Here is a 21,367-nt window from a genome sequence, read left to right as displayed (position 1 = left end):
AAGCGACTTTCTGTTTTAATAAGCAACCGTTTTAGAAAGCTGTCGATGTGTCGATGACATAATGCGAAAATTTTTCATCATCGATGGATTTTCAATATCTTAATTGGGCTATTTTTGCTATCTTAAATAGATATAAATACAATCACTTAGCCATTGGAGCCATTATGAAAACGTTTACGACAGCGACACTACTAGCTGGCATTTTTGCGCTCTCAGGCTGTGCCTCTACTGGTAATATCACACCGCAATATGTACCGCCGAGTACTTATCAGAATTATAATTGCCAAGCACTTAGCCAAGAGTACACTCGCGTCAACCGCTATGTCGAAGCGGCTCGCAACGAGCAATCTACCCTATCGACATCAGGCGTCGGTGTAGGCGTCTCTGCTGGACGCTGGGGTATCTCGCCGAATATCAGCTTTGGTCTAGGCAAAAGTAACAATACCAAAGCACGCGATGCAAAATTATCGCGTCTCTACGGTGAGCGTGATGCAATTGTCCAGTCAGCGCGCATTCAGCGTTGTAGCTTTGCCAATGGCATCAAGATTTATGGTGAATAAGCTTAAGCAAGTGCAAAGCTATCTAAACGACTAAGATAGTGCATGACACCGTAAAATAGTACATGACATAGCAAAAAAGCCAATATGCAGATCGCATATTGGCTTTTTTATAATAGCTACGGTTTTTTGTAAGAAAACATGAGCGCTTAGATAGCTTGGAGAAAAAGTAATCTAGCCTGACTAATACTACGACTGTAAGCTTTGCACCCATTGGATGATTTGATGACTTGGTAACGCGCCTGATTGTCGCGCGACTTCTTTACCATTTCTAAAAGCAACCATCGTTGGCAAGCTGCGAATATTGTAAGGAGCGGCTGCCTGCTCGTATTTATCCGTTTGTACCTTGGCAAAGACCACCTGTGGCAATTGGCTAGCCGCGCTCTTGAACTCTGGCGCCATCATGATGCAAGGCTGACACCAGCTCGCCCAAAAATCCACGATAGTCAGCACATCGTTCTTTTGGATGACATTATTGGCTGTTTGCGCATTTAGCTCATGCGGACTGGCAGTCAATAATGGCTGACCACATTTACCGCATTTTGGCGCAGCGCTTAGTCGTGCAGCAGGTACACGGTTGGTTGCTTGGCAATGTGGGCATACTAGATGAAAACTTTGCTCACTCATTATTTAATTCCTATTCTAATTATTTTGTTATTTCAAATACTATTCATGAACTCTTTTATATAAAAGCTATTTACGTTGATTGATTACATGAATAATTTTAGCATAGTTAATTGGGCTTATCCTTTATGCGATTTGCTGTGCCACACCGCTATACACATAGCTCATTGGTCGTGGACCAGGCAAATACGCTTCGCTCAACTCATCAATGACAAACCCACCTTCTCTGATAAGCGCCGGAATATCGCGATTTAAATGACACCCACCTGCTATAGGTTTCCAAAAAGGCGTCAATCGATGCTGCCAACGCTCAACTGAAGAATCTGGCGCTACGCCATGCTCACAAAATAATAGGCGTCCGTTAGGTTTTAACACCCGCGCCATTTCTTGAAGCGCCGCTATTGGGTCATCAATGCTACACAAGGTAAAAGTCATCACAATCGTATCAAATTGATCCGTATCGGCATGGATACCTTGTACATCGACGGCTATCACTTCAACCGGAATGCCAATGTCAGCCGCACGCTCACGAGCCAGCGACTGCATCTGAGCCGCTGGATCCACACCGATGATAGAGGAGACTTTATTAGCATCATAAAACTGTAAATTCAGACCGCTGCCAATGCCAATCTCCAACACCTTACCAAGCGCTTGCGGAACAATTTTGGAACGTGCTTTCATTACATTACCTGTACTACAGGCAATATCTATCATCTTTGGCAACACATAGCGCTCGTAAGGGTTAATTGCTCTCTCCAGTTATTGCCGCACTTAGCGCTTGCAGGTGATCATACATAGCATTTAAAAATGGACAGTCTACAGGTTAGCATTCTTATAGATATCAATCATACGATACTTACGTAGAGCTGCATCGGGTAATGATTTTCATTTATTAAACTGTTTAACTTATCCACCGAGGACATTGATCGGAACTTTTAGATAGCGTGTACCATTGTCTTCTGGCTCGGGGAAATGTCCTGCATCGATATTGATTTGTACAGCAGGAATGATAAGGCGAGGCATATCTAGGGTCGCATCACGGCGCTCACGCATCTGCACAAACTCCGCTTCGTTTATACTGTCTTTGACATGGATATTTTCTAGTTTTTGCGCGGCTACTGTCGTCGTTGGGCAATGCTGACGACCTTTGCTTGGATAATCATGACACAGATACATGACGGTATCTTCAGGAAGTGCTAGCAGCTTCTGAATAGACTGATAGAGTGTTTTGGCATCGCCACCAGGGAAATCGCAGCGTGCTGTACCGACATCAGGCGCAAACAACGTATCCCCAACGAATACCACTGTTTTCTCATCATCAGCGGCTAGATAGGCCATATCGGCACGCGTATGACCGGGTACATACATCGCAGTGATAGTAATGTTACCAAGCTCTAAGGTCTCACCTTCGTCTGTCAAAATATCAAACTGGCTGGCATCAGTGCGGAAACTGGTGTCAAAGTTAAAAATTTGCTTAAAGATTTTTTGGACTTCGGTGATATGCTGACCGATGACTAACTGTCCGCCAAGGCTTTCTTTTACATGGATGGCCGCTGATAAATGATCTGCATGCGCATGGGTCTCGATAATATACTTGAGTGCCCAATCCTGCTTACGTACAAACTCAATCACTTCATCGACACTACTGGTATTGGTTCTGCCTGACTTAGCATCGAAGTTCAATACAGGATCGACAACGGTGCATAACTTTTGTTCAGTATCAGCAAGTACGTGGGTATAGGTTTCTGTATCGCTATCTAAAAAAGAATGAACTTGCATGGCGGCCTCTTTAATTATTTATACATAAGTTATTTATACATATTTTGGTCATAGGGATTTTTATGTTTAATTAACCCTTAAGTATGATATTCAGTCGTATATAATGCGTTCCTACGACTTATCTGATGCCACCAATATAACAACCACCATACAATTTATCAATTTATATAATGTAATTAATGATAACTTGCTATGTGGCGTGATATCATTGATAATCAACTATATATTGTTCAAAACATCATGGCATTTGTTACCCTCTAATGTAAGGAATTTGTTCTGACTACTTCTATTTCAGCCGAAGGTACACTTACTCGCAGTACCACTGACGATGTGTCATCTGATACTGCAGATTTAGTACCTGCCGATCTTGCCAAGCAAATGCAGCAAGCATCGCTACAAGCCAGCCAACTACTAAAGTCGCTATCGCACCCCGATCGCCTACTTCTTCTCTGTCAATTGACCCAAGGTGAATATTGCGTCGGTGAGCTGGAAGACTTGGTCGGGGTTGGACAGCCGAGCTTATCGCAGCAATTGGGTATATTGCGTAAAGACGAGCTGGTCGCCACACGCCGCGAAGGTAAGCAAATTTACTATAGTATCGCAAGCGAAGATGCGCTAGCTGTACTCGATCTGCTGTATCAACGTTTTTGTGCCAAAGCAGAATAACGCCGCCCTCGCCTAATTATTTGTACTATCTACTGTGGTGATTGATATGTCCTCTATCGTCGCTCGTCTGATTCCAGCTTGGCTGCGTCAATACCAGCTCTCAGCGTTGCCGACTGATCTCGTCGCAGGTATAGTGGTGGGCGTGTTGGTCATACCGCAGAGCCTAAGTTACGCGGTGCTTGCAGGACTGCCGCCTGTCTATGGCCTATATGCAGCGATCGTACCTGTCCTCGTTTATGCTTGGCTCGGATCTAGCAATGTACAAGCTGTAGGGCCGGTTGCTATTACCGCCATCATGACCGCCAGTGGCCTACTGCCTTATGCTGAGCAAAGTACTGAACAATATGCACTGATGGCCAGCTTATTAGCACTGATGGTAGGTGCACTGCTGTGGATAGCAGGCAGATTAAAACTTGGCTGGATCATGCAGTTTATTAGTCGCGGCGTGTCCGCAGGCTTTGTAAGCGGTGCAGCGGTCCTTATATTTGTCAGTCAGCTCAAATATCTGACAGACATTCCGGTCACTGGCAATAGTTTGATTGGGTATCTATCTACCATGCAGCGCTATGCCAGCCAGCTGCACCCATTGACCTTAGCTATCGGTGTGACCGCATTCGCGCTATTGGTTGCCAATCGCTATGCAAGTGAATGGATATGGCAGACGTGGCTATCATCGTCGTATGCCAAATGGGCAGAGCGCTTATTTCCGCTTATTTTACTTGGCATTGCTATCGTACTCAGTATGGCACTGCATTGGAGCACACATGGAGTTGCGACCATCGGTCTTATTCCACAAGGGCTACCGAGCTTTACGTTACCGCATATCTCTGATCTACAAGAGGCGCTGAAGCTATTGCCAACCGCAGGATTAATGGCACTGATCATATTTGTGTCGAGCAGTTCAGTTGCCAGCACCTATGCTCGTTTGCGCGGTGAGAGCTTTGATGCCAATCGCGAGCTGACTGGACTTGGGCTGGCCAATCTGTCTGGTGGACTGTTCCAAAGTTTTGCGGTTGCGGGTGGCTTTTCGCGTACAGCTATCAATGCCGATTCAGGCGCGAAAACTCCACTTGCCAGTCTCGTTACCGTACTGGTAATGGTGGCCGCGCTCATAGCCTTTAGCAATGCACTTGCCCCACTACCCTATGCACTACTGGGCGCAACTATCATGGCCTCCATCATTGGCCTAATAGATATTGCGACGTTGAAATCTGCATGGCAGCGCGATCGCTTAGATGGTGCTAGCTTTTTGGCAGCGTTCGTCGGTGTCCTGATATTTGGTCTAAACACGGGACTGGTCATTGGTCTAATGGTGTCATTCGCCAGTCTCATCTGGCAGTCGAGTAAGCCACATGTGGCTGTCGTTGGACAGTTGGGCGGTACAGGACATTTTCGTAATATCAACCGCCATGACGTCGTAACTTTTAGCAATTTATTGATGTTGCGTATCGATGAGAGTTTGTTCTTTGGTAATAGTGAATCTGTACATCGACGTATCCTTAATGCCATGCAGCAATATCCCGATGCCAATGAAATTATATTGATTATGGCTGCCGTCAATCATATAGATCTGACCGCCCAAGAAATGCTTTGCACCCTAAACCACGAATTGGCATTACAGAACAAGCGCTTACATTTCAGCTTTATTAAAGGTCCTGTGATGGACATCATCGGTCACACCCCATTGATTAGTGAGCTATCAGGGCAGGTCTATCTGAGTACCTTAGATGCTGTCGATGCATTAAAATAATCTATAGTTTGACCGTAATGAAGTCGATGATACATTAATTTCACTCAATCTCAATCACTATTGTCGCCTACAACACAATATCGCTATGATAGCGCCTGTGTTATGCTAGACGCACTAAATAGGAAATCAATTAACCTAGAAATAGGCCTAAAGAATGCTGGTTTATAGTCCTTTGATATTCTTAGCCCAACCCTCAATAATAAATATACTTTAACAAATATAACTGAACCTATTTTATGACCGATGATTTAACGATTTATAAGCAAATATACCCAAGCCAATGCGTTAAGATTGCTGAGCTTGGTTATCGCTCAGTGCTTAATATTCGACCAGATGCCGAGATTGAAACACAGCCTAATAGCTGTGATTTGGCGACTGCTACGGAACAGGCGAACCTAGCGTATCAGCATCTGCCGTTTGATGATGAGCGTCTAAGTATGCTGACGGTCGAGCAGTTTGCCGATTTCTATCACTCAATGCCCAAGCCTATATTAATGTTTTGCGGTACTGGGGCACGCGCCAAGCTACTGTACCAAAGCGCATTGATGCAGGGTCTGCTATAACAACCATAGCTCGAACTAACACGTTTTATAAACCCAACAACACCAATAAAAAAAAGGAGCTCTTATGAGCCATGAAGTTAGCTTTACCGGACAAATCACGCCTGACCAAGTGCCTATGATTGCCGAAAATGGTTTCAAAACCATTATCAATAACCGTCCTGATGGTGAAGAACCAAATCAGCCAACCAGTGCCGAAATTGAAGCAGCAGCCAAAGAAGCTGGACTTGCTTATAAAGAGATTTCTTTTGCAGGTAATGAGCTAAATCAAACTCATGTTGAAACGTTTGCAGATTTCTTTAATCAAGCTGAGCAGCCAATGCTAATTTTTTGCCGCACAGGTAACCGCTCAAACGGTATCTATGAAGCAGCTAAGCAAATGGATTTACTAGACGACTAGTACAGCATGAACAGACTAGACAGTTAGCGTATTTAGCCCACAGAATCTTGTGGGCTTTTTATTGCGCTTATCATTATGCTCAATACGCTCAAAGTGTCATTAACCACAAACAGCCCAATCACTACCTAGTCACTGCTTAATCACTTCCCGATAGCTTCCAACAACCTCGACCAACCTCAATAGTCACGACAAGTGGGTTACTATACGAGCGTAATACCGCTATTATCATTTGATATGCATGAGCTAGCAGTGGTTGAGACACCTAAATAGCTAGACGATTAAATACCTAAACACATGGAATGTGAGCAGCTGTATGGTGACAAAGTTGCCCCGCTGCTATTTACTTTCAAAACGCCATCTTGATATGGCATTTTAGTTTTACAAGGAATGTTTGATGAATAATACCGCGCTAGCATTACTGCCACTAGCCCTTGCCTACATTATGTTCACTCTAGGAGCAGGGCTAAAACTTAGTGATTTTAAGGTCATTGCCAAATATCCAAAAGCGTTCTGTGTCGGCTTAATCAATCAAGTTGTGTTGGTACCGTTGGTTGCGCTAGCAGTCGTGTTAGTAACGGCTCCGCCACCAGCCATTGCTTTTGGGATTATGCTGATTAGTTTTTGTCCCGGCGGCGTCACTAGCAATATGCTGACCTACTATGCCAAAGGGAATGTCGCACTCTCTATCGCATTGACCGGTGTGGTCAGCATATTGTCGGTCATTACATTGCCTATCTTAATTACGTTGGCTTTTGATCATTTTATGAAAGATCAGGCGAACTCTATTAGCGCGATAAAGATTGGCCTAGTCATGTTCTTATTGACCACATTGCCCGTATCTCTTGGTATGCTTGCTCGCCACAAGTTTACGGACTTTATGGTACGTCGTAGTAGTCTTCTAAACGGCTTGGCCAGCGTGTTTTTTGTACTAATTGTCTTTGCTGCTATTGCCTCTAACTGGCAACTACTACAATCACAGTTCACTCAAATTGGTTTAGAGCTAATCTTTATCATTGCTATTTTATTCGCTATTAGTATCTTGATCTCTAGAGTCCTAAAGCTCAGCTGGTTTGATACCAAAACCATCTCAATAGAAACCAGTATCCAAAATAGCACGACGGCTATTACCTTAGCTCCTATCATCATGGGTGTGAGCACACTGCCCGTTATTGCGCTGCCTGCTGCTTTGTATGGTGTGCTGATGTATGTCGTTGCGCTGCCCGTTATTTTCCTAATTAAAAACCAGAACTGATGATAGCGAATGTAAGAAATAAAAAGCTTCCTTCTAAATAAGTGCCCGTCTAAATAAGCGCCTTTCCAAACATTGGGTGGGCGTTTTTTTTGAAATATGATTTGAATGATAGAAATATAACTCGGGTTATAGACTGGTCAATGCTCAAGATTGAGTACATAATAAAATGCTACTGTTATCCCTTAATAGGACTCTATGATGCAAAAACCGTTATTAATTATTGGTAATAAAAACTACTCCTCTTGGTCGCTACGAGCGTGGCTATTGCTCAAAGCATTCAATGTTGATTTTGATGAGCAATTTATTGAGTTGTTTGATCCATCAGCACGTCCAACGCTTGAAGCGCATTCACCAACGGGTAAAGTGCCTATTTTAGTCTACGGTGAAAAAGATAATAAAGTAACCATTTGGGACACCTTAGCGATTGCTGTGCATGTCAATGAGTACTTTACGGATATTGATATTTGGACAGGCATTGATAAATCTAACGCTGAAAAACGAAATAATAATCAAAGTAGAATAAATAGCGCCTATTGCCAAAGCATCGTGGCTGAGATGCATTCGGGATTGACAGGTATTCGTAACGAGATGCCGATGAATATACGAGCAACGGCTAAGATACAACCAAGTAGCGCTTGCTTAGCAGATATCGCTCGTATCGAAGCCATCTTTGCCGATTGTTTAAAAAGTCGCTCAGCAGACAGTTTCTTATTCGGAGATTTCACAGTAGCTGATGTGTTTTTTGCTCCAGTGGTGCTGCGATTGCAGACTTACGCTGATGCGTCCAATATTACTTTGCAGCCACTGACCAAGCAGTATTGCCAAACCATGTTAAATCATCCGCACATACAAGCGTGGCAACAATCAGCACTGACAGAAACTCGAATTATTGAAGAAGACGAAGCAGGCGAGATCATGTCGATAGCTGGCGTATTGGCGAATAACCATTCATTTTAGGCATAAATAATATCTTGCATAAAAAAACCACTTCAGCTTAGCTAAAGTGGTTTTTTCTTTCATGACAAGTAAAGCGTACGGGTACTACTGTTTTTGGTCTAACGCTTCTTTTACTGCTTTTTTGCCCCATGCGCTCAAATCGAGATCCAACTTTTCATACTCTTGTGCATCAAATAACGGCTCTTTAACCCCTGATCTTAACTGACTTGCAAAGTCGTCAAGTAGACGCTTAGCTCGTGGAAATAACATTATCAAGGCCAATAAGTTTGCTAGCGCTAGCACGCCCATCAACGGATCAGCGAAGAAGAACACTGCGGTTGCTGCAGGAGCCACTGCGCCCAAGAATAATACCGCAATCACAACAACTCGCAAAACCAGAGTCGCCATTTTGATATTCTTTTTGATCAAGAAATTAATGGCATTTTCACCCATGTAGTAGTTGTACATAATAGAGCTTAGGGCAAATAGCAATATCGATATGGTCAAGATATACTGCGCCCAATCCCCAAGCTGGGTTGTTAGCGCCTGCTGTGCCAGTACAATACCATCGATTTCAGCACCTGGTTGATACACGCCGCTCAATAAAATCATAAATGCGGTGGCACTACATACGATTATCGTATCAATAAACACAGACAGTGACTGTGAGATACCCTGACTAACAGGATGAGTAGCGTAAGCGGTGGCGGCAATATTAGGTGCAGAACCTAGACCTGCTTCATTAGAGAATAAACCACGCTTCATACCTTGCTCAATCGCCACACCAATACCACCGCCCACGACAGACTCAATGCCAAAAGCATTTTTAACAATCATTACCATCAACGTAGGCAGCTCTGTGACATTGAGCAATATAACAACAAGTGCCATACCAATATAGATTAATGCCATAACAGGAATGACAACGTCAGCTACTTTTGCAATGCGCTGAATACCGCCAAAGACAATAAACCCACCAGCAATGACCAACACCACACCCGATATCCAGCGATCAATCCCAAAGCTTTCAAGCGCAGAACCTGCCACCGTATTACCTTGGAACGCGATAAACCCAATAGAGAAAGACAGTAGTAAAGCAATAGCATAAATGACGGCAAGCCAGCGATAGTCTTTACCTAACCCATGTAAAATATAGGTCGCAGGGCCACCGCGAAAGTTACCATCAGTGTCTCTACGCTTGTAAAGCTGGGCTAAGCTACACTCGACAATACTGGTCATCATGCCAATTAAGGCCACAACCCACATCCAGAATACCGCTCCCGGTCCTCCTAAAGAGATGGCAACAGCAACGCCAGCAATGTTACCGCCGCCCACACGTCCACCGATAGAAACGAGCAACGCCTGACGAGCAGAAATTCCGTCGTCTCCTACTTCATCCGTTTTGAACACACGGAACATACGTTTAAAATATTTAAACTGAGCGAACCTACCTACGATGGTAAATAATAAACCAAAAATAATTAGCATAGGCACGAGCGCCCAGCCCCACGTTAGATCCCCGACTAGGGCAAAAAAAGCTTCAATGTATTCCATGCCTATTTTCCTTATAGTTCATGACGCTATGATAGGTTTTATTGCATACATTATTGCATCAACAACACGAGTTTGTAATGCAAATGTCGAATTTGTAACGTAAATACTGATATTTTCTGAATGAAATCGCGTTATTTGTTTACTTAAAAGTCCATTTTCTAATTATCAGGATTTTTTTATATAGACGTATTTATGCGATAGCACAAAAAAACCACCTCAACCGAGGTGGCCTTTTATACTGAAACTAAACTGAACAGCTTACTGCATGACCAAGTATTCAAAGGCTGACAATGCCGCTTTACTACCTTCACCCATCGCAATGTTAATTTGCTTAAATGGTACGGTGGTTACGTCACCACAAGCAAAGATACCTTTACGATCTGTACGGCAGCGCTCATCGATTTCGATCTCACCAAAGCGGTTTAGATCAACGAAGCCTTTGATGAACCCAGTGTTTGGTACTAAACCAATCTGTACAAACACCCCTGATAAATCACGCTCATGAGTCTCACCTGTGCTGCGATCTTGGTAGACGATAGACGATACTTTGCCATCAGTCGCTTTGATCTCTTGCGTCGCTGCACCGGTAATGAACTCAATGTTGGTTTTCTCTTTAGCTTTATTGATCAGTACTTGGTCAGCTTTTAATTCATCAGCGAACTCGAGTACAGTAACGTGATTGACGATACCTGCCAAATCTAGTGCTGCTTCCACGCCTGAGTTACCACCGCCGATCACTGAGATGTCTTTACCTTTAAAGAATGGACCATCACAATGCGCACAGAAAGCCACACCTTTACCGATATTTTCTTCTTCACCCGGTACGCCAAGCTTTCTCCACTGAGCACCTGTCGCCAAGATAATACTACGAGTCTCGAACGTCTCACCAGTATTTAGATGGATACTGTAGTTCTCTTCTTCAGTCTCGCCGATTTCTTTAACGCTCACATGCTCTTTTAGCGTGATATTATATTCGGCCAAGTGCTTAACAAAGTTGGTCGATAAATCTGTACCATTGGTTAGCGGCACTGAAATCAAGTTCTCAATGTCTTGCGTGTCTTTTACCTGTCCACCGATACGATCAGCGACCATCGTGACTTTTAAGCCTTTACGCGCTGTATAAATGGCTGCAGCCACACCTGCAGGGCCAGCACCGATGATAGTGACGTCTTGCTGCTCTAATTGCTCAGCATCGTCTTCTACTTCTGACAGTAAATCAGGGAACTGCTCTTGCAATTTTCCGATCAATTTAGCGGTGTCGATTAGGCCATTAGCAAATGGTTTACCGTTCAAAAATACAGCTGGTACGCCTTGGATTTTGTTCGCTTCTACTTGCTCTTGGAACAATGCACCATCAATCATCTCATTGCTGATACCATCGTTTAGTAGCGCAAACTGGTTCAATGCTTGAACAACTTCTGGGCAGCTATGGCATGACAATGACACGTAGGTCTGGAACTGTAATGGCTTATTAAAGCGCTTAACTAACTTTTGGATACCTTCATCCAACTTTAGCGTATGACCACCGGCTTGCAGAATCGCCAAAATCAACGACGTAAACTCATGACCACCTGGGATACCGCTGAATACGATACCAGTGTCGTTTGATGCGCCATCAATGTGACTGACTACTTTAAAACTAATCGCACTTGGCAAACTATCGTCAGTTGCTTCTGCATCGAAGTTGATTTTGTCTGTTGTTCCAGCAATCTTGGTCAAAAAATCTACCAATTCTGCACGTTTTGCATGCGTACCATTACCTAATACAAAAGTAATTGGGCGTGTCATGTTTTCGCTATAGCTCTTAACGGCATCTAATAAATTCTGATCTATCATGTTTGTTCCTCATTATGACTGAATATGTAACGGCAGCTATCATGCCACGCGTCTAAATATGAAATAGTTGGTGTTAATAATTTTGTATAAAAGGTTATATATAGTGGGCTCATGCCCTTTGATGTGTCTATTATCAAGCGTTTAGCGAGTTTCGGCAAGCTGAGAAACTCAAACTTTATGTTTTATAAAACCAATCGTTTATTGTTTTAAATAATTAAATATAAATACATAAGCAAATGATAGTGATGGTACATGGTCTATTTTTTCGCTACAATCGAATGGTATTGATAGCAATATGCATTATCAATATCGTGAAGTAATTACCTTTATTACCATTAAACGTTCACCCCTTCCAAACAAAGTCTCACCATCATAAGCGTCTTAACCATAACGTGCTTACGCTTATTCTAAGCTTGCACTAAATAACAAGGATGACAACATGACAATGACAGACACATGGCAAGATCACAGTGATATTATCGATGAGCTCAAGCAAAAGGACACGCATTTTGCGAGTATCTTCGATGAGCATACGACTCTAGATAGGCAAATTAATAAGCTTGAAAACGATGTGGTCAAGCATGCCAGTCGCGACGAAGAAATCGAACAGATGAAACGACGAAAGCTACAACTCAAAGACGAGATTTATAAAACTATTGATAAAAATAAAGCACAATCTCGCGCTTAATATTGCGTCTATACTTAGAGATATGCTGAGAAAATAATACTAACAATATCTATGCTTAAGACGTAAAAAGACCCCATCAACTTATGTTAATGGGGTCTTTATTTGCAGCACTGACTTAAATCAGATGTTTAAGATACGGCGCTACTTTTATCTAAGTATGAAATATCTACTTAGATTTTACCAACTAGGTCAAGACTTGGCTTCAATGTGTCGCCGCCTTGTTCCCAAGCTGCTGGGCAAACTTCGCCGTCGTTTTCACGAACATACTGTGCTGCTTTCACTTTACGTAGCATGTCTTTTGCACTACGGCCGATACCGCCAGCATGGATTTCAGCGACTTGGATCAAGCCATCAGGATCTACTAAGAACGTACCGCGCTCAGCCAAGCCTGCTTCTTCAATCATGACGTTAAAGCCACGAGTGATTTTACCAGTAGGATCGCCAATCATTGGGTATTGTACTTTACCAATAGCTTCTGAAGAATCATGCCATGCTTTGTGCGTGAAATGCGTATCAGTAGATACTGAATACACTTCAACACCAAGGCCTTTTAGCTCGTCATAATGAGCAGCCATATCTTCTAGCTCAGTTGGGCAAACAAACGTGAAATCAGCTGGGTAAAATAGGAAAATCGCCCAGTTGCCTTTTACGTCTTCTGAAGTGATGGTTTTGAATTCACCGTTTACGTATGCATCTGCTGAAAATTCTGGGATTTCTTGATTGATAATAGACGCCATGGTTGGCTCCTTTATAGTTAAGTAAATTGGAAATTATTTATATGGTTTTTTCAATTAGCCCTCTAGCTCTCTGGGCTACCTGACAAACTATACGCGAATTCTATGGTTAATCCAGTTAAAAGTTTTTAATGTGATGTTTTGTTTTATTAAACTTGTTAAACTATTATCTCTACATTTTATCATTGGTGCTTAATTGGTAATTTGCTACCTTATAAAGGTTGAACAAACATAATAAATTGCATTAAAAACCCATTAAAAGAGAGGTTTTATGATTACTTTACGACAACTTGAGTTTGCCCTAGCCGTGGCCAAACATCGTCATTTTAAACGTGCTGCTGAAGATTGCAATATTTCGCAATCTGCCCTGAGTTTGGGTATCGCAGAATTAGAAAAACAGCTAGATACTCAGATTTTTGAGCGTAATAATAAACAGGTATTGATTACCCCTATCGGTCAAGATATCCTCACGCGGGCACAGCGAGTGTTTTCTGAAGTGAGCGATTTGACCACACGTGCTCATAGCCATCAGACGCCGCTTGCCTATCCCATGACTGTCGGTATCATTCCGACGATTGCGCCTTATTTGCTGCCAAAAGTACTGCCTGCGCTGCGTGCACAATATCCAGAGTTCCGTATGACCATCGTCGAACAACAGACAGAGCGTTTGCTTGAACAGGTACGCTATGGTCATATCGATACCGCTATTATTGCGCTACCTTATGCGGTAGATGGGCTACATAGTTTTGAGTTTTGGAGTGAAGACTTCTTTGCCGTGTTCCCAAAGGACGACATCCATGCCAAGCTTGATACCATCAATGCTGATGAACTGGCGACTGCCAACCTGATGTTACTTGGTGAAGGTCATTGCCTAACCGACCAGACGCTGTCTGTCTGTCATTTTGACCGTGCACAAATGAAATCAAGCTTCTCAGATGCCAGTCTAAATACTTTGATTCAAATGGCACTTGCCAATATGGGCACAACGCTAGTGCCTGAAATGGCGCTCGATCAGCTACACCTGCAAAACCAGAATGCCGTCGCCATACCACTAGCTGAAGAAGGGCCGCATCGCCATATTGCCTTTGTCACCCGTCTGAACTATGCGCGTGTCGATGATGTTAGCTTGCTTGGTGAGGTGTTTAATAAAGCATTTAAAGACGCAGTGGCTAACAAAGAATAATCAAACCATTTTTACCACGGTCATAGTGAAAAAATGACATATGAAAACTGTCTCAAATAAGCATGATGAGCTTGGCAAGTGCTTTGCACAGCATTTGTCAGCTATGACCAGCGATATCCTGCCAAAGCAAATAGATAGGCTTTGGCAAGATATCGTGACGCGCTACGGCGAACCACAACGTGCTTATCATACACTCAATCATATTGAGCAGTTATTGGTACAGTTTGAGAATATTAAGCACCATCTTGCTGAGCCGCATATCACTGCATTGGCACTGTACTATCATGATGTGATTTACGACCCAACACGCTCTGACAACGAGCTAAAAAGTACAGAATTTGCGACAGATGCTTTGAGCCCTTATCTAAGCACAGAGCAATGCCAACACATTCACGCTCTCATTATGATGACCGCTAATCATCAGCTAGATACGTTGGTAGACAATGACAAATATAACGATGCGGCATATCTGTTAGATATGGATTTGAGTATCTTGGGTGCGCCTTGGCCTACCTACAAGCAGTATGCAAAGGCGATACGTCAAGAATATAAGCATGTCGCCGATGACAGCTACCGTGATGGGCGCACTGCAGTGTTACAAGGATTACTAGCACATCCCAAACTCTATCTGACTGACCATTACTATGATCAGTTAGAAACGCAAGCTCGAGATAATATCAAGCGCGAGCTTACTTTACTTGCAGCTTTATAAATAGCTCACTACCTTGCCGCGCTGGATGTGAATTATAGCTGGGCTGCATAATATCGATATCAAAATAACTTTGAAAACGCTGCTGGTACTCTTCCTTGCTGCCGCCGAATGGTGGCTCTTCCCGTCCAAAATCTGTGTCGAATAACAACCCAACTAATTTGCCTTGCGGCTTTAACAGCCTTGCCATCTGTTGCACATATTCATCACGGCGAGATGGATTAATCGCACAAAAAAACGTCTGCTCAAGTATCCAATCAAATTGATATTGCTCAGCTGACAAGCTAAAAAAATCCGCACAGATCAGGTGTTCAGAAGGAAAACCAGGATAGCGCTCTGCAAACGTCTCAATCGGTGCAGGGGCAAAGTCAACCAGCGTGACATTGGTAAAACCTTGCTCATATAAGTAGCCCACTTCATAAGCATTACCTGCACCTGGCACTAGTATCGCCTGATTTTTTGCACTCTCAGGTAACTGGTCAATATAAGCTTTGAGCGGTGGTGATACCTGCCCCATATCCCAACCGATGCTGTTCTTCTCATAACGCTGTTGCCAAAACTCCGCCTGGTTGACGTTTTCCATATGACATCCCTGTATATAAACCTGCTGATTAAACGAAACAATTTGTACCGTTATTCCTTATCATATCAGGCTTATCCAGACGTGTCCTTATTTTAAAAATGATGATAAAAATAGGACTTAATGCTCTGCATAATGAAAGTTACACAGATGATATCGAGGTGCTTACTAGAACTATTTAGCTGATTAGATAGTTAGATGATAGGTTTAGTCCAGCTGTCCTGTCTTGCCCGCTAGGATATTATGCCATTGCTGATAATCTGGCATCGCTGTGGCAACGGTTTGCCAAAACGCTCGGCTATGATTGGCATGATGCAAGTGGCACAGCTCATGAACGATTACGTATTCGGTGCATTCGATAGGATAGGCAGGAAGATAAACCGATAGCCAAATTCGTTTTGCGCGCGTGTTGCAGCTGCCCCAACGCGTGTGCATTTTTTTTAACCGTATTTCATTGGCATAAGCGCCAACGATTGGCTGCCACTTTTTAAATAGTGCAGGTGCGACTTCGGAGAGTTGTTGCCGATAATAGGTGATTTTTTGATCGGGGCTGAGCCTAAATGATTGCTCTGTACCCCATAACAACACTGAATTATTAGCAGTTGAAAAGTCTGATGACGTATTCTGTCTACGTTTGTATTGCTCTAATACTTGTTGGTGATTTGCAATAGCCCACGGCACCCGCTTAGCCACAGCATGCAACATTTGTGATGCGCTGACATGCATCGGTGCAGAGACCATCAACGTATAAGGCTTTAAGCGAAAATTGATATTTTTAACACGCTTTTTACTGATGTTTAGCTCGATGCCTGCCTGTGCAAGCTGCTGTCTGACAGTATCTAAATTGGTGTCTAAGCTAATGCTCTACCTCCTTGGCTGACTATTACTGCCATTCTAGCAATAGTCATTATTAATCGCCATGCCTATTCGTCTGTAGCTCTTTCTTAGCGTCACTTATTATAACGCTTGTAAGTGGTTGTCAAACGACATCATATGCAGTTGACTGTCTTTGATAATCCGCTTATGAGGTTCGATGTCGTTTACGTCCAATTTTACTTCTGGTAAAGCATTTACCCTTAGCGCGGTTAACTGCCCTTGACCATCACTGACAATAAATCCTGTCGGCTCGGTATGTTTATCAATTGTACTCATTGAAGCACTAGAACTAGCTAACACCGAAGCCCCTGCACAATCTGGCAGATTTACATCATCAATCAGCTCTCGGGTATGTAAATCATAAATTGCTGCACAGCCGCCAATCGGTGTAGTCACACACAGTAAGTTACGCTCACTATCTACCGCCACGCTAGCGATATATTGGTGAAAACGTTGCCATTGATTATTTGGCATAGTGAGTGGTGTAAAGCTGGCATCACCACGTTTATGAGTCAGCACTAACGGTACATTGATATGCTTTTCACCTTGGAACTGAATACCGATCATCACTGTGCCGTTATTGTGCATGGCTAAGTGGCGCACACTCATCTGATTATGCTCGGGAGTTATTTGCTCAAGCAGTGTGCCATCGTGACGATTCAGATAAACCAGTGAGGGTCGCATGGTATCTAGATTGAGCTCTTCGCGTGAGGCCTGCTCAGTTTTGATGCCTCCATTTGCAATGACCAGCGTTTCGCTATCAGGATGCATAATCAGTTCATGCGGTCCGATACCATATGAATCAAATTCTGCTACTTTTTGATAAGCATTATTAGCATCATAGATACCAATTTTACCTGCCAGACTCACCGTGTCATTCTCGGTTACATAGAGCAAGCTGCCATCTAAGCTATAGCAAGCATGACCATAAAAGTGACGGTTTATATCAGCTATAATCGCATGCTGTACTTGCCCATTTGACGTATTAAGCACCCAAAATCTTTCACTTGGACGACGACCCATGACGACGACATCACGTCTCTGCTCGACATTATTATGCTGAGTTTGAGCTTCAGATACATTGACAGGCAGAGGCTGAACAACGATGTCGTGGACACGCTCAGGCATAGTCGTTTGCCAAACGATTTGTCTGTCAGCATCAATACCTACCACACCAAAGTCATGCTCATTTTGGCTTGATGAGTTCTGATCTTTTGGCAGTGATGCGACGCCACTGACCCAGCTGACTGGTCGTGCTAGCATCGTTGTTGTATGCACAGCAGCATAATTAGGTACATCAATTTTATCATCACCTGCAGCATGATAAGCCTGCTTCCAGGTTGCCGCTGCTTGCTCACAAGCATAGCGCAAGCGTGAAAGCTTCGGCGTTGAATCAGGACCAGCTCGTAATACCTGCAGTTGCGTACGAATACCCTCCACATAATCTTGTAGACTGGCATCTGGATGCTGCTGCTTACGATAACGATGGTGAATACCGACCAGCGCCGCCGTACCAACTGCTGTCAGCACTGAAGTCGTCAAAAGCTCATGAGTTGACGAAGTTCTCCCAGACCGATTAGACCTATTCATCTGGTCATGAGTCTGGGCTGCTGACGTTGCTGTACTCGCTTCGATAGTAGACATTGTCTAATCGCCATCAGTGCTATTAAACCCCACACGGATACCAAGTGCTGGGATTAACTGGCGTTTAATCAGACGAGTGACATCAGTCAGATGATCATACAACGCTTGTTGGTCGTCCTTACTAGCCTCTGATAAATCTTCTGGCATTTGTGCTAATAATGCAGTCGTATCAGCAAGTGCAGTTGATAGATTATCCGAAACCTTGTTTTCATCATTGCTACCAAGAATAGCCGTCAGTACTGGGTCAGTCATGGCTTTGTTAATCGTATCTAACTTAGCATTGATAATAGCGCGGCTTTGACCAGCAGTAGCAGCAGGCAAATGGCCTTTTGCTTTACCTGTTAGACCGAGTGGCTGATCAATGGCATTAGATTTCATGGTCTCAATCAATGACAGTAGAGAGTTAATCCATTGATTTAGACCTCTATCGCTCTCTGCTGTTTTGTCTATCGCCAATAAATCAGTCGCGTTTTGCTGCCAGTTTTTCTCGATGTCTTTTAGACGCGTGCTCAACGCACTACTAGCGCTAATCACGTAAGCACACTGACTAGCGTCTAAACTTTCATTGGCAAACAAGGCCTCTTCTAATCCTGGCACGCCTTGTACGATCGCGCTCTCACCAGCAAGTTGCTCTGGCGTTAGTTTTGGATTGGCAGCGATTAAATCAGCCACGCCACTGTGTACGAGTCCGCGCTCGTCAGGATAGTAGTTTATATATAGATTGCTCATACTAGCAGTCGCAGGACCAAAGTTGACCATCTCAGCACTTGACCACGCTTGTGCCAATACTAGCCACTGCGCACGTAATGCTTGTAGCTCATCGCCACTTACTGGCGCTTGGGTACAATGTTTCTGCGCCAATTCGTTCAACAGATCGCTTTGCTTGGCTGCATCAGCATACGCAGGAATCACGATATCGTCTGCCACATGCGTCAAATACGTTTTTGCAGTCTCAGGGCTGATATCTACTGCAACGATTTGCTCAGTACTTTCTTTGCTGTTTTCTACTGAGCTGTCAGTAGCTGCACTGTCTTGCACAACTTTTTGGCTGTCTACATCTGCAGCTTTGTTGTCATCGGCAGGTTTGACACAACTGATCAGCAGTCCAGCACTCAATGCAGATAGCGCCATTGCCAAAGCGTGGTTTATTTTCATAGGTTTCTCGGTAATGTTGTAGGTAGTAATTTATAGCGTTTTATACTGGTCTTATAATAGCGACTTTATTACAATGATTTTATTATAGCGACTTTAGGAACGCATTAAGCTCTGCGCGACCTTGTTTATCTAATTTCAATACTTGTTGCTTTTGCTTTTCGGCTTCTCCGCCATGCCACAAAACAGCTTCCATCAATGTACGGGCACGGCCATCATGCAAAAACGTCGCTTGAGGATCAACTGTCTGCGCAAGCCCTACGCCCCAAAGTGCTGGTGTGCGCCATTCATAAGAGTTGGCTAAAAACTCAACTTGGGCATCTTTTGGTGGTAGTTTGCCAGCAATCGTACGATCAGCGAGATCATCGCCCATATCATGCAATAGCAAATCTGTGTAAGGATAAATCACTTGTCCATGCTGCTCAAGATGATCATCGTCGGTTTTTGGCAACTGATATCTTGGCGTATGACAGCTTTGACAACCCATGTCATAAAAACGCTTTTTGCCAGCCAGCACAATATTATCATCTGCATTACGGCGATGCGGCACTGCTAGATTGCGAGTATAAAATTCTACAAATTTCGCGACCTCATCGTTTACTTCAACGGGTGATTTACCATTGCCCTGCTCATCAGCACCTGTCGCTGCCTTTAGGCAAGCGGTCTGCGTTGGCATACAGGACTCGTTAGGACGGATGTTGGACGTCAGACCCATGTCTTCGTTAAAGGCACTTTGGTTCTGAGTAATAAGTTTGGTTTGACCCGCTTTCCAGCCAAATCGTCCAAGCGCACGCTTGCCCGTTTGTGGATCCATGACCCAGTTAAACTTACCACTGATATCGCTATCATTACTGTCGTTGGCTTGTTTTTTAATGTCATCTTCAGATATTTGCTCTAGTAGCCCAAGCCCAATCATTGGTAGCGCAACACGCGGCGATACCATCATGTCATCGTCAAAAGCACCGTAACCAGGTTTGGTCAAATTAAACGTTGGCGCACGTAGTGTCTCGACATACCCGTCAGCAAAGGTAACTGGTTTGTCTGTCCACTGCACTGCGATTCTTGCTTCAGCAGGTACGCCCTGAATACCGCGATCTTGTAGCTGGCCACCATACATAGGATGAGCTACCTTTTCAATTAGCGAATCCTGTAGCTGCTGACGTTGCTCATTGGTCGTCGCTGGCATAGACAGACGAATCAATAAACTATCAGCATCGTCATCGACAGTCATCGGCGCGTGACCTCGCCCGTCTTTGACATGACAAGACTGACAAGCGGCCACATTGAATAATGCGCCCAGTCCATCACGACTATCAGTACTAGCAGGTGCAACGACCCATGGCTGCTTGAAAAACGCATTACCAATAAAGAACGACCCTTTACGAGAAGCTGCTAGATTCGATGAAGGCTTTGAGTAGCTCTCAGCACTGCTAATACTAATACCAGAGTCACCGCCCTGCTTAATCTCTTGAGGGTCAAAGCTCACCAATTGCTGCATTGGCACGCCTGCTAGTACTTCTATATTTTTGGCGTGTTCGGACGACAGCGATTGACTGTTTTCACTGCCACTTTCATTATTTGAGGCCTGCTCTGAAGGGTCGTCAGAAACGCTATCAGATGGTTGACACGCACTGATAGCCATTGCACTGGCAATAATTAGCGCAAGCTTAGAAGGTATATGTCGTAGGATTTGAGTAGCAAGAGGAGAATCAGAAGGGTTAACATAATTGGCGTTCATAGAAATTCAGTGCCTTAGCGCTAGAGTAGAACCATTAAAATTTTGTCATACCATCTCATTATATGTCGTCACAATCATTGCTTATCGACATATAATGAAATGGTACACCAGCCAATTGGCTCATTTAATGCTCGTAAAAATGCGTTGCC

Annotated in this window: 21 protein-coding genes; 10 read left to right on the top strand and 11 right to left on the bottom strand. The window is 43.6% G+C overall.

What is annotated here, in order from left to right; translation table 11 throughout:
- Positions 1-164: 164 nt before the first annotated feature.
- Positions 165-560 (top strand): hypothetical protein, encoded by a 396-nt coding sequence (locus I3254_RS10610; RefSeq protein ID WP_238052831.1) that lies wholly within the window; start codon positions 165-167, stop codon positions 558-560.
- A gap of 186 nt (positions 561-746) precedes the next feature.
- On the opposite strand, the gene trxC is transcribed toward I3254_RS10610, so the two are convergent.
- The 3 genes from trxC to I3254_RS10595 all read right to left on the bottom strand — a co-directional run bounded on the left by trxC (position 747) and on the right by I3254_RS10595 (position 2,960).
- Positions 747-1,184, bottom strand: coding sequence for a thioredoxin TrxC (gene trxC, locus I3254_RS10605; protein WP_238052830.1), 438 nt, complete (start codon positions 1,182-1,184; stop codon positions 747-749).
- A 123-nt stretch (positions 1,185-1,307) separates the two neighbouring features.
- Positions 1,308-1,895: a class I SAM-dependent methyltransferase gene (locus tag I3254_RS10600; RefSeq protein ID WP_269117542.1), complete on the bottom strand. Its 588-nt coding sequence runs from the start codon at positions 1,893-1,895 to the stop codon at positions 1,308-1,310.
- 192 nt (positions 1,896-2,087) lie between these two features.
- Positions 2,088-2,960 (bottom strand): MBL fold metallo-hydrolase, encoded by an 873-nt coding sequence (locus tag I3254_RS10595; protein WP_238052828.1) that lies wholly within the window; start codon positions 2,958-2,960, stop codon positions 2,088-2,090.
- Positions 2,961-3,338: 378 nt separating this feature from the next.
- Here I3254_RS10595 and I3254_RS10590 point away from each other — a divergent pair, with 378 nt between their 5' ends.
- The 6 genes from I3254_RS10590 to I3254_RS10565 all read left to right on the top strand — a co-directional run bounded on the left by I3254_RS10590 (position 3,339) and on the right by I3254_RS10565 (position 8,545).
- Entirely contained in the window at positions 3,339-3,626 is a 288-nt protein-coding gene (locus I3254_RS10590; protein WP_057761516.1) for a metalloregulator ArsR/SmtB family transcription factor, read from the top strand.
- A 46-nt stretch (positions 3,627-3,672) separates the two neighbouring features.
- Positions 3,673-5,376, top strand: coding sequence for a SulP family inorganic anion transporter (locus I3254_RS10585; protein WP_238052826.1), 1,704 nt, complete (start codon positions 3,673-3,675; stop codon positions 5,374-5,376).
- A 236-nt stretch (positions 5,377-5,612) separates the two neighbouring features.
- The gene (locus I3254_RS10580; RefSeq protein WP_057761519.1) at positions 5,613-5,939 is read left to right on the top strand and encodes a sulfur transferase domain-containing protein; all 327 of its coding nucleotides are present in this window, start codon (positions 5,613-5,615) and stop codon (positions 5,937-5,939) included.
- Between the two features lie 64 nt (positions 5,940-6,003).
- Positions 6,004-6,336, top strand: a complete 333-nt coding sequence (locus I3254_RS10575) for a TIGR01244 family sulfur transferase (protein WP_057761521.1) — start codon at positions 6,004-6,006, stop codon at positions 6,334-6,336.
- Positions 6,337-6,730: 394 nt separating this feature from the next.
- Positions 6,731-7,588, top strand: coding sequence for a bile acid:sodium symporter family protein (locus I3254_RS10570; RefSeq protein WP_238052825.1), 858 nt, complete (start codon positions 6,731-6,733; stop codon positions 7,586-7,588).
- A 198-nt stretch (positions 7,589-7,786) separates the two neighbouring features.
- Positions 7,787-8,545, top strand: coding sequence for a glutathione S-transferase family protein (locus tag I3254_RS10565; protein WP_238052824.1), 759 nt, complete (start codon positions 7,787-7,789; stop codon positions 8,543-8,545).
- Between the two features lie 84 nt (positions 8,546-8,629).
- On the opposite strand, the gene I3254_RS10560 is transcribed toward I3254_RS10565, so the two are convergent.
- A complete protein-coding gene (locus I3254_RS10560) occupies positions 8,630-10,078 on the bottom strand; it encodes an alanine/glycine:cation symporter family protein (protein WP_238052823.1) in 1,449 nt (482 codons plus the stop codon).
- A 258-nt stretch (positions 10,079-10,336) separates the two neighbouring features.
- Entirely contained in the window at positions 10,337-11,914 is a 1,578-nt protein-coding gene (ahpF, locus tag I3254_RS10555; RefSeq protein WP_179797528.1) for an alkyl hydroperoxide reductase subunit F, read from the bottom strand.
- A gap of 439 nt (positions 11,915-12,353) precedes the next feature.
- Here ahpF and I3254_RS10550 point away from each other — a divergent pair, with 439 nt between their 5' ends.
- Positions 12,354-12,602 carry a DUF465 domain-containing protein gene (locus I3254_RS10550; RefSeq protein ID WP_057761532.1) on the top strand — a complete coding sequence of 83 codons (249 nt, stop codon included), beginning with the start codon at positions 12,354-12,356 and terminating at the stop codon, positions 12,600-12,602.
- A 170-nt stretch (positions 12,603-12,772) separates the two neighbouring features.
- Here I3254_RS10550 and ahpC read toward each other — a convergent pair whose 3' ends face one another.
- Complete coding sequence (gene ahpC / locus I3254_RS10545; protein WP_057761534.1) at positions 12,773-13,339, bottom strand: alkyl hydroperoxide reductase subunit C; 567 nt, start codon at positions 13,337-13,339, stop codon at positions 12,773-12,775.
- 268 nt (positions 13,340-13,607) lie between these two features.
- On the opposite strand from ahpC, the gene I3254_RS10540 reads away from it, so the two are divergent.
- Positions 13,608-14,519: a hydrogen peroxide-inducible genes activator gene (locus tag I3254_RS10540; protein ID WP_238052822.1), complete on the top strand. Its 912-nt coding sequence runs from the start codon at positions 13,608-13,610 to the stop codon at positions 14,517-14,519.
- A gap of 40 nt (positions 14,520-14,559) precedes the next feature.
- Entirely contained in the window at positions 14,560-15,231 is a 672-nt protein-coding gene (locus I3254_RS10535) for a hypothetical protein (protein WP_238052821.1), read from the top strand.
- Here the strand turns inward: I3254_RS10535 and I3254_RS10530 are convergent.
- The 5 genes from I3254_RS10530 to I3254_RS10510 all read right to left on the bottom strand — a co-directional run bounded on the left by I3254_RS10530 (position 15,209) and on the right by I3254_RS10510 (position 21,122).
- Positions 15,209-15,811 carry a methyltransferase domain-containing protein gene (locus I3254_RS10530; RefSeq protein ID WP_238052820.1) on the bottom strand — a complete coding sequence of 201 codons (603 nt, stop codon included), beginning with the start codon at positions 15,809-15,811 and terminating at the stop codon, positions 15,209-15,211. The two genes, I3254_RS10535 and I3254_RS10530, sit on opposite strands and share 23 nt — an antisense overlap.
- A 204-nt stretch (positions 15,812-16,015) precedes the next feature.
- Positions 16,016-16,549 (bottom strand): YgjP-like metallopeptidase domain-containing protein, encoded by a 534-nt coding sequence (locus I3254_RS10525; RefSeq protein ID WP_238052866.1) that lies wholly within the window; start codon positions 16,547-16,549, stop codon positions 16,016-16,018.
- 216 nt (positions 16,550-16,765) lie between these two features.
- Entirely contained in the window at positions 16,766-18,328 is a 1,563-nt protein-coding gene (locus tag I3254_RS10520) for a DUF1513 domain-containing protein (RefSeq protein WP_238052819.1), read from the bottom strand.
- 3 nt (positions 18,329-18,331) lie between these two features.
- Positions 18,332-19,483 carry an imelysin family protein gene (locus tag I3254_RS10515; RefSeq protein WP_238052818.1) on the bottom strand — a complete coding sequence of 384 codons (1,152 nt, stop codon included), beginning with the start codon at positions 19,481-19,483 and terminating at the stop codon, positions 18,332-18,334.
- 82 nt (positions 19,484-19,565) lie between these two features.
- On the bottom strand, positions 19,566-21,122 hold the full coding sequence (locus tag I3254_RS10510) for a di-heme oxidoredictase family protein (RefSeq protein WP_238052865.1): 1,557 nt from the start codon (positions 21,120-21,122) through the stop codon (positions 19,566-19,568).
- Positions 21,123-21,367: the final 245 nt, after the last annotated feature.

Source organism: Psychrobacter sp. Ps2 (genome assembly GCF_022129405.1).
Lineage (GTDB): Bacteria > Pseudomonadota > Gammaproteobacteria > Pseudomonadales > Moraxellaceae > Psychrobacter.
The sequence above is the reverse complement of the archived record's forward strand: the minus strand, read 5'-3'. Positions and strand labels throughout refer to the sequence as shown.

What these genes read in the sequence shown, in the direction of transcription:
- I3254_RS10610 (WP_238052831.1), top strand. Translation starts at nt 165, where the DNA reads ATGAAAACGTTTACGACAGCGACACTACTAGCTGGCATTTTTGCGCTC.
- trxC (WP_238052830.1), bottom strand. Translation starts at nt 1,184, where the DNA reads ATGAGTGAGCAAAGTTTTCATCTAGTATGCCCACATTGCCAAGCAACC.
- I3254_RS10600 (WP_269117542.1), bottom strand. Translation starts at nt 1,895, where the DNA reads ATGATAGATATTGCCTGTAGTACAGGTAATGTAATGAAAGCACGTTCC.
- I3254_RS10595 (WP_238052828.1), bottom strand. Translation starts at nt 2,960, where the DNA reads ATGCAAGTTCATTCTTTTTTAGATAGCGATACAGAAACCTATACCCAC.
- I3254_RS10590 (WP_057761516.1), top strand. Translation starts at nt 3,339, where the DNA reads ATGCAGCAAGCATCGCTACAAGCCAGCCAACTACTAAAGTCGCTATCG.
- I3254_RS10585 (WP_238052826.1), top strand. Translation starts at nt 3,673, where the DNA reads ATGTCCTCTATCGTCGCTCGTCTGATTCCAGCTTGGCTGCGTCAATAC.
- I3254_RS10580 (WP_057761519.1), top strand. Translation starts at nt 5,613, where the DNA reads ATGACCGATGATTTAACGATTTATAAGCAAATATACCCAAGCCAATGC.
- I3254_RS10575 (WP_057761521.1), top strand. Translation starts at nt 6,004, where the DNA reads ATGAGCCATGAAGTTAGCTTTACCGGACAAATCACGCCTGACCAAGTG.
- I3254_RS10570 (WP_238052825.1), top strand. Translation starts at nt 6,731, where the DNA reads ATGAATAATACCGCGCTAGCATTACTGCCACTAGCCCTTGCCTACATT.
- I3254_RS10565 (WP_238052824.1), top strand. Translation starts at nt 7,787, where the DNA reads ATGCAAAAACCGTTATTAATTATTGGTAATAAAAACTACTCCTCTTGG.
- I3254_RS10560 (WP_238052823.1), bottom strand. Translation starts at nt 10,078, where the DNA reads ATGGAATACATTGAAGCTTTTTTTGCCCTAGTCGGGGATCTAACGTGG.
- ahpF (WP_179797528.1), bottom strand. Translation starts at nt 11,914, where the DNA reads ATGATAGATCAGAATTTATTAGATGCCGTTAAGAGCTATAGCGAAAAC.
- I3254_RS10550 (WP_057761532.1), top strand. Translation starts at nt 12,354, where the DNA reads ATGACAATGACAGACACATGGCAAGATCACAGTGATATTATCGATGAG.
- ahpC (WP_057761534.1), bottom strand. Translation starts at nt 13,339, where the DNA reads ATGGCGTCTATTATCAATCAAGAAATCCCAGAATTTTCAGCAGATGCA.
- I3254_RS10540 (WP_238052822.1), top strand. Translation starts at nt 13,608, where the DNA reads ATGATTACTTTACGACAACTTGAGTTTGCCCTAGCCGTGGCCAAACAT.
- I3254_RS10535 (WP_238052821.1), top strand. Translation starts at nt 14,560, where the DNA reads ATGAAAACTGTCTCAAATAAGCATGATGAGCTTGGCAAGTGCTTTGCA.
- I3254_RS10530 (WP_238052820.1), bottom strand. Translation starts at nt 15,811, where the DNA reads ATGGAAAACGTCAACCAGGCGGAGTTTTGGCAACAGCGTTATGAGAAG.
- I3254_RS10525 (WP_238052866.1), bottom strand. Translation starts at nt 16,549, where the DNA reads ATGGTCTCTGCACCGATGCATGTCAGCGCATCACAAATGTTGCATGCT.
- I3254_RS10520 (WP_238052819.1), bottom strand. Translation starts at nt 18,328, where the DNA reads ATGTCTACTATCGAAGCGAGTACAGCAACGTCAGCAGCCCAGACTCAT.
- I3254_RS10515 (WP_238052818.1), bottom strand. Translation starts at nt 19,483, where the DNA reads ATGAAAATAAACCACGCTTTGGCAATGGCGCTATCTGCATTGAGTGCT.
- I3254_RS10510 (WP_238052865.1), bottom strand. Translation starts at nt 21,122, where the DNA reads ATGGCTATCAGTGCGTGTCAACCATCTGATAGCGTTTCTGACGACCCT.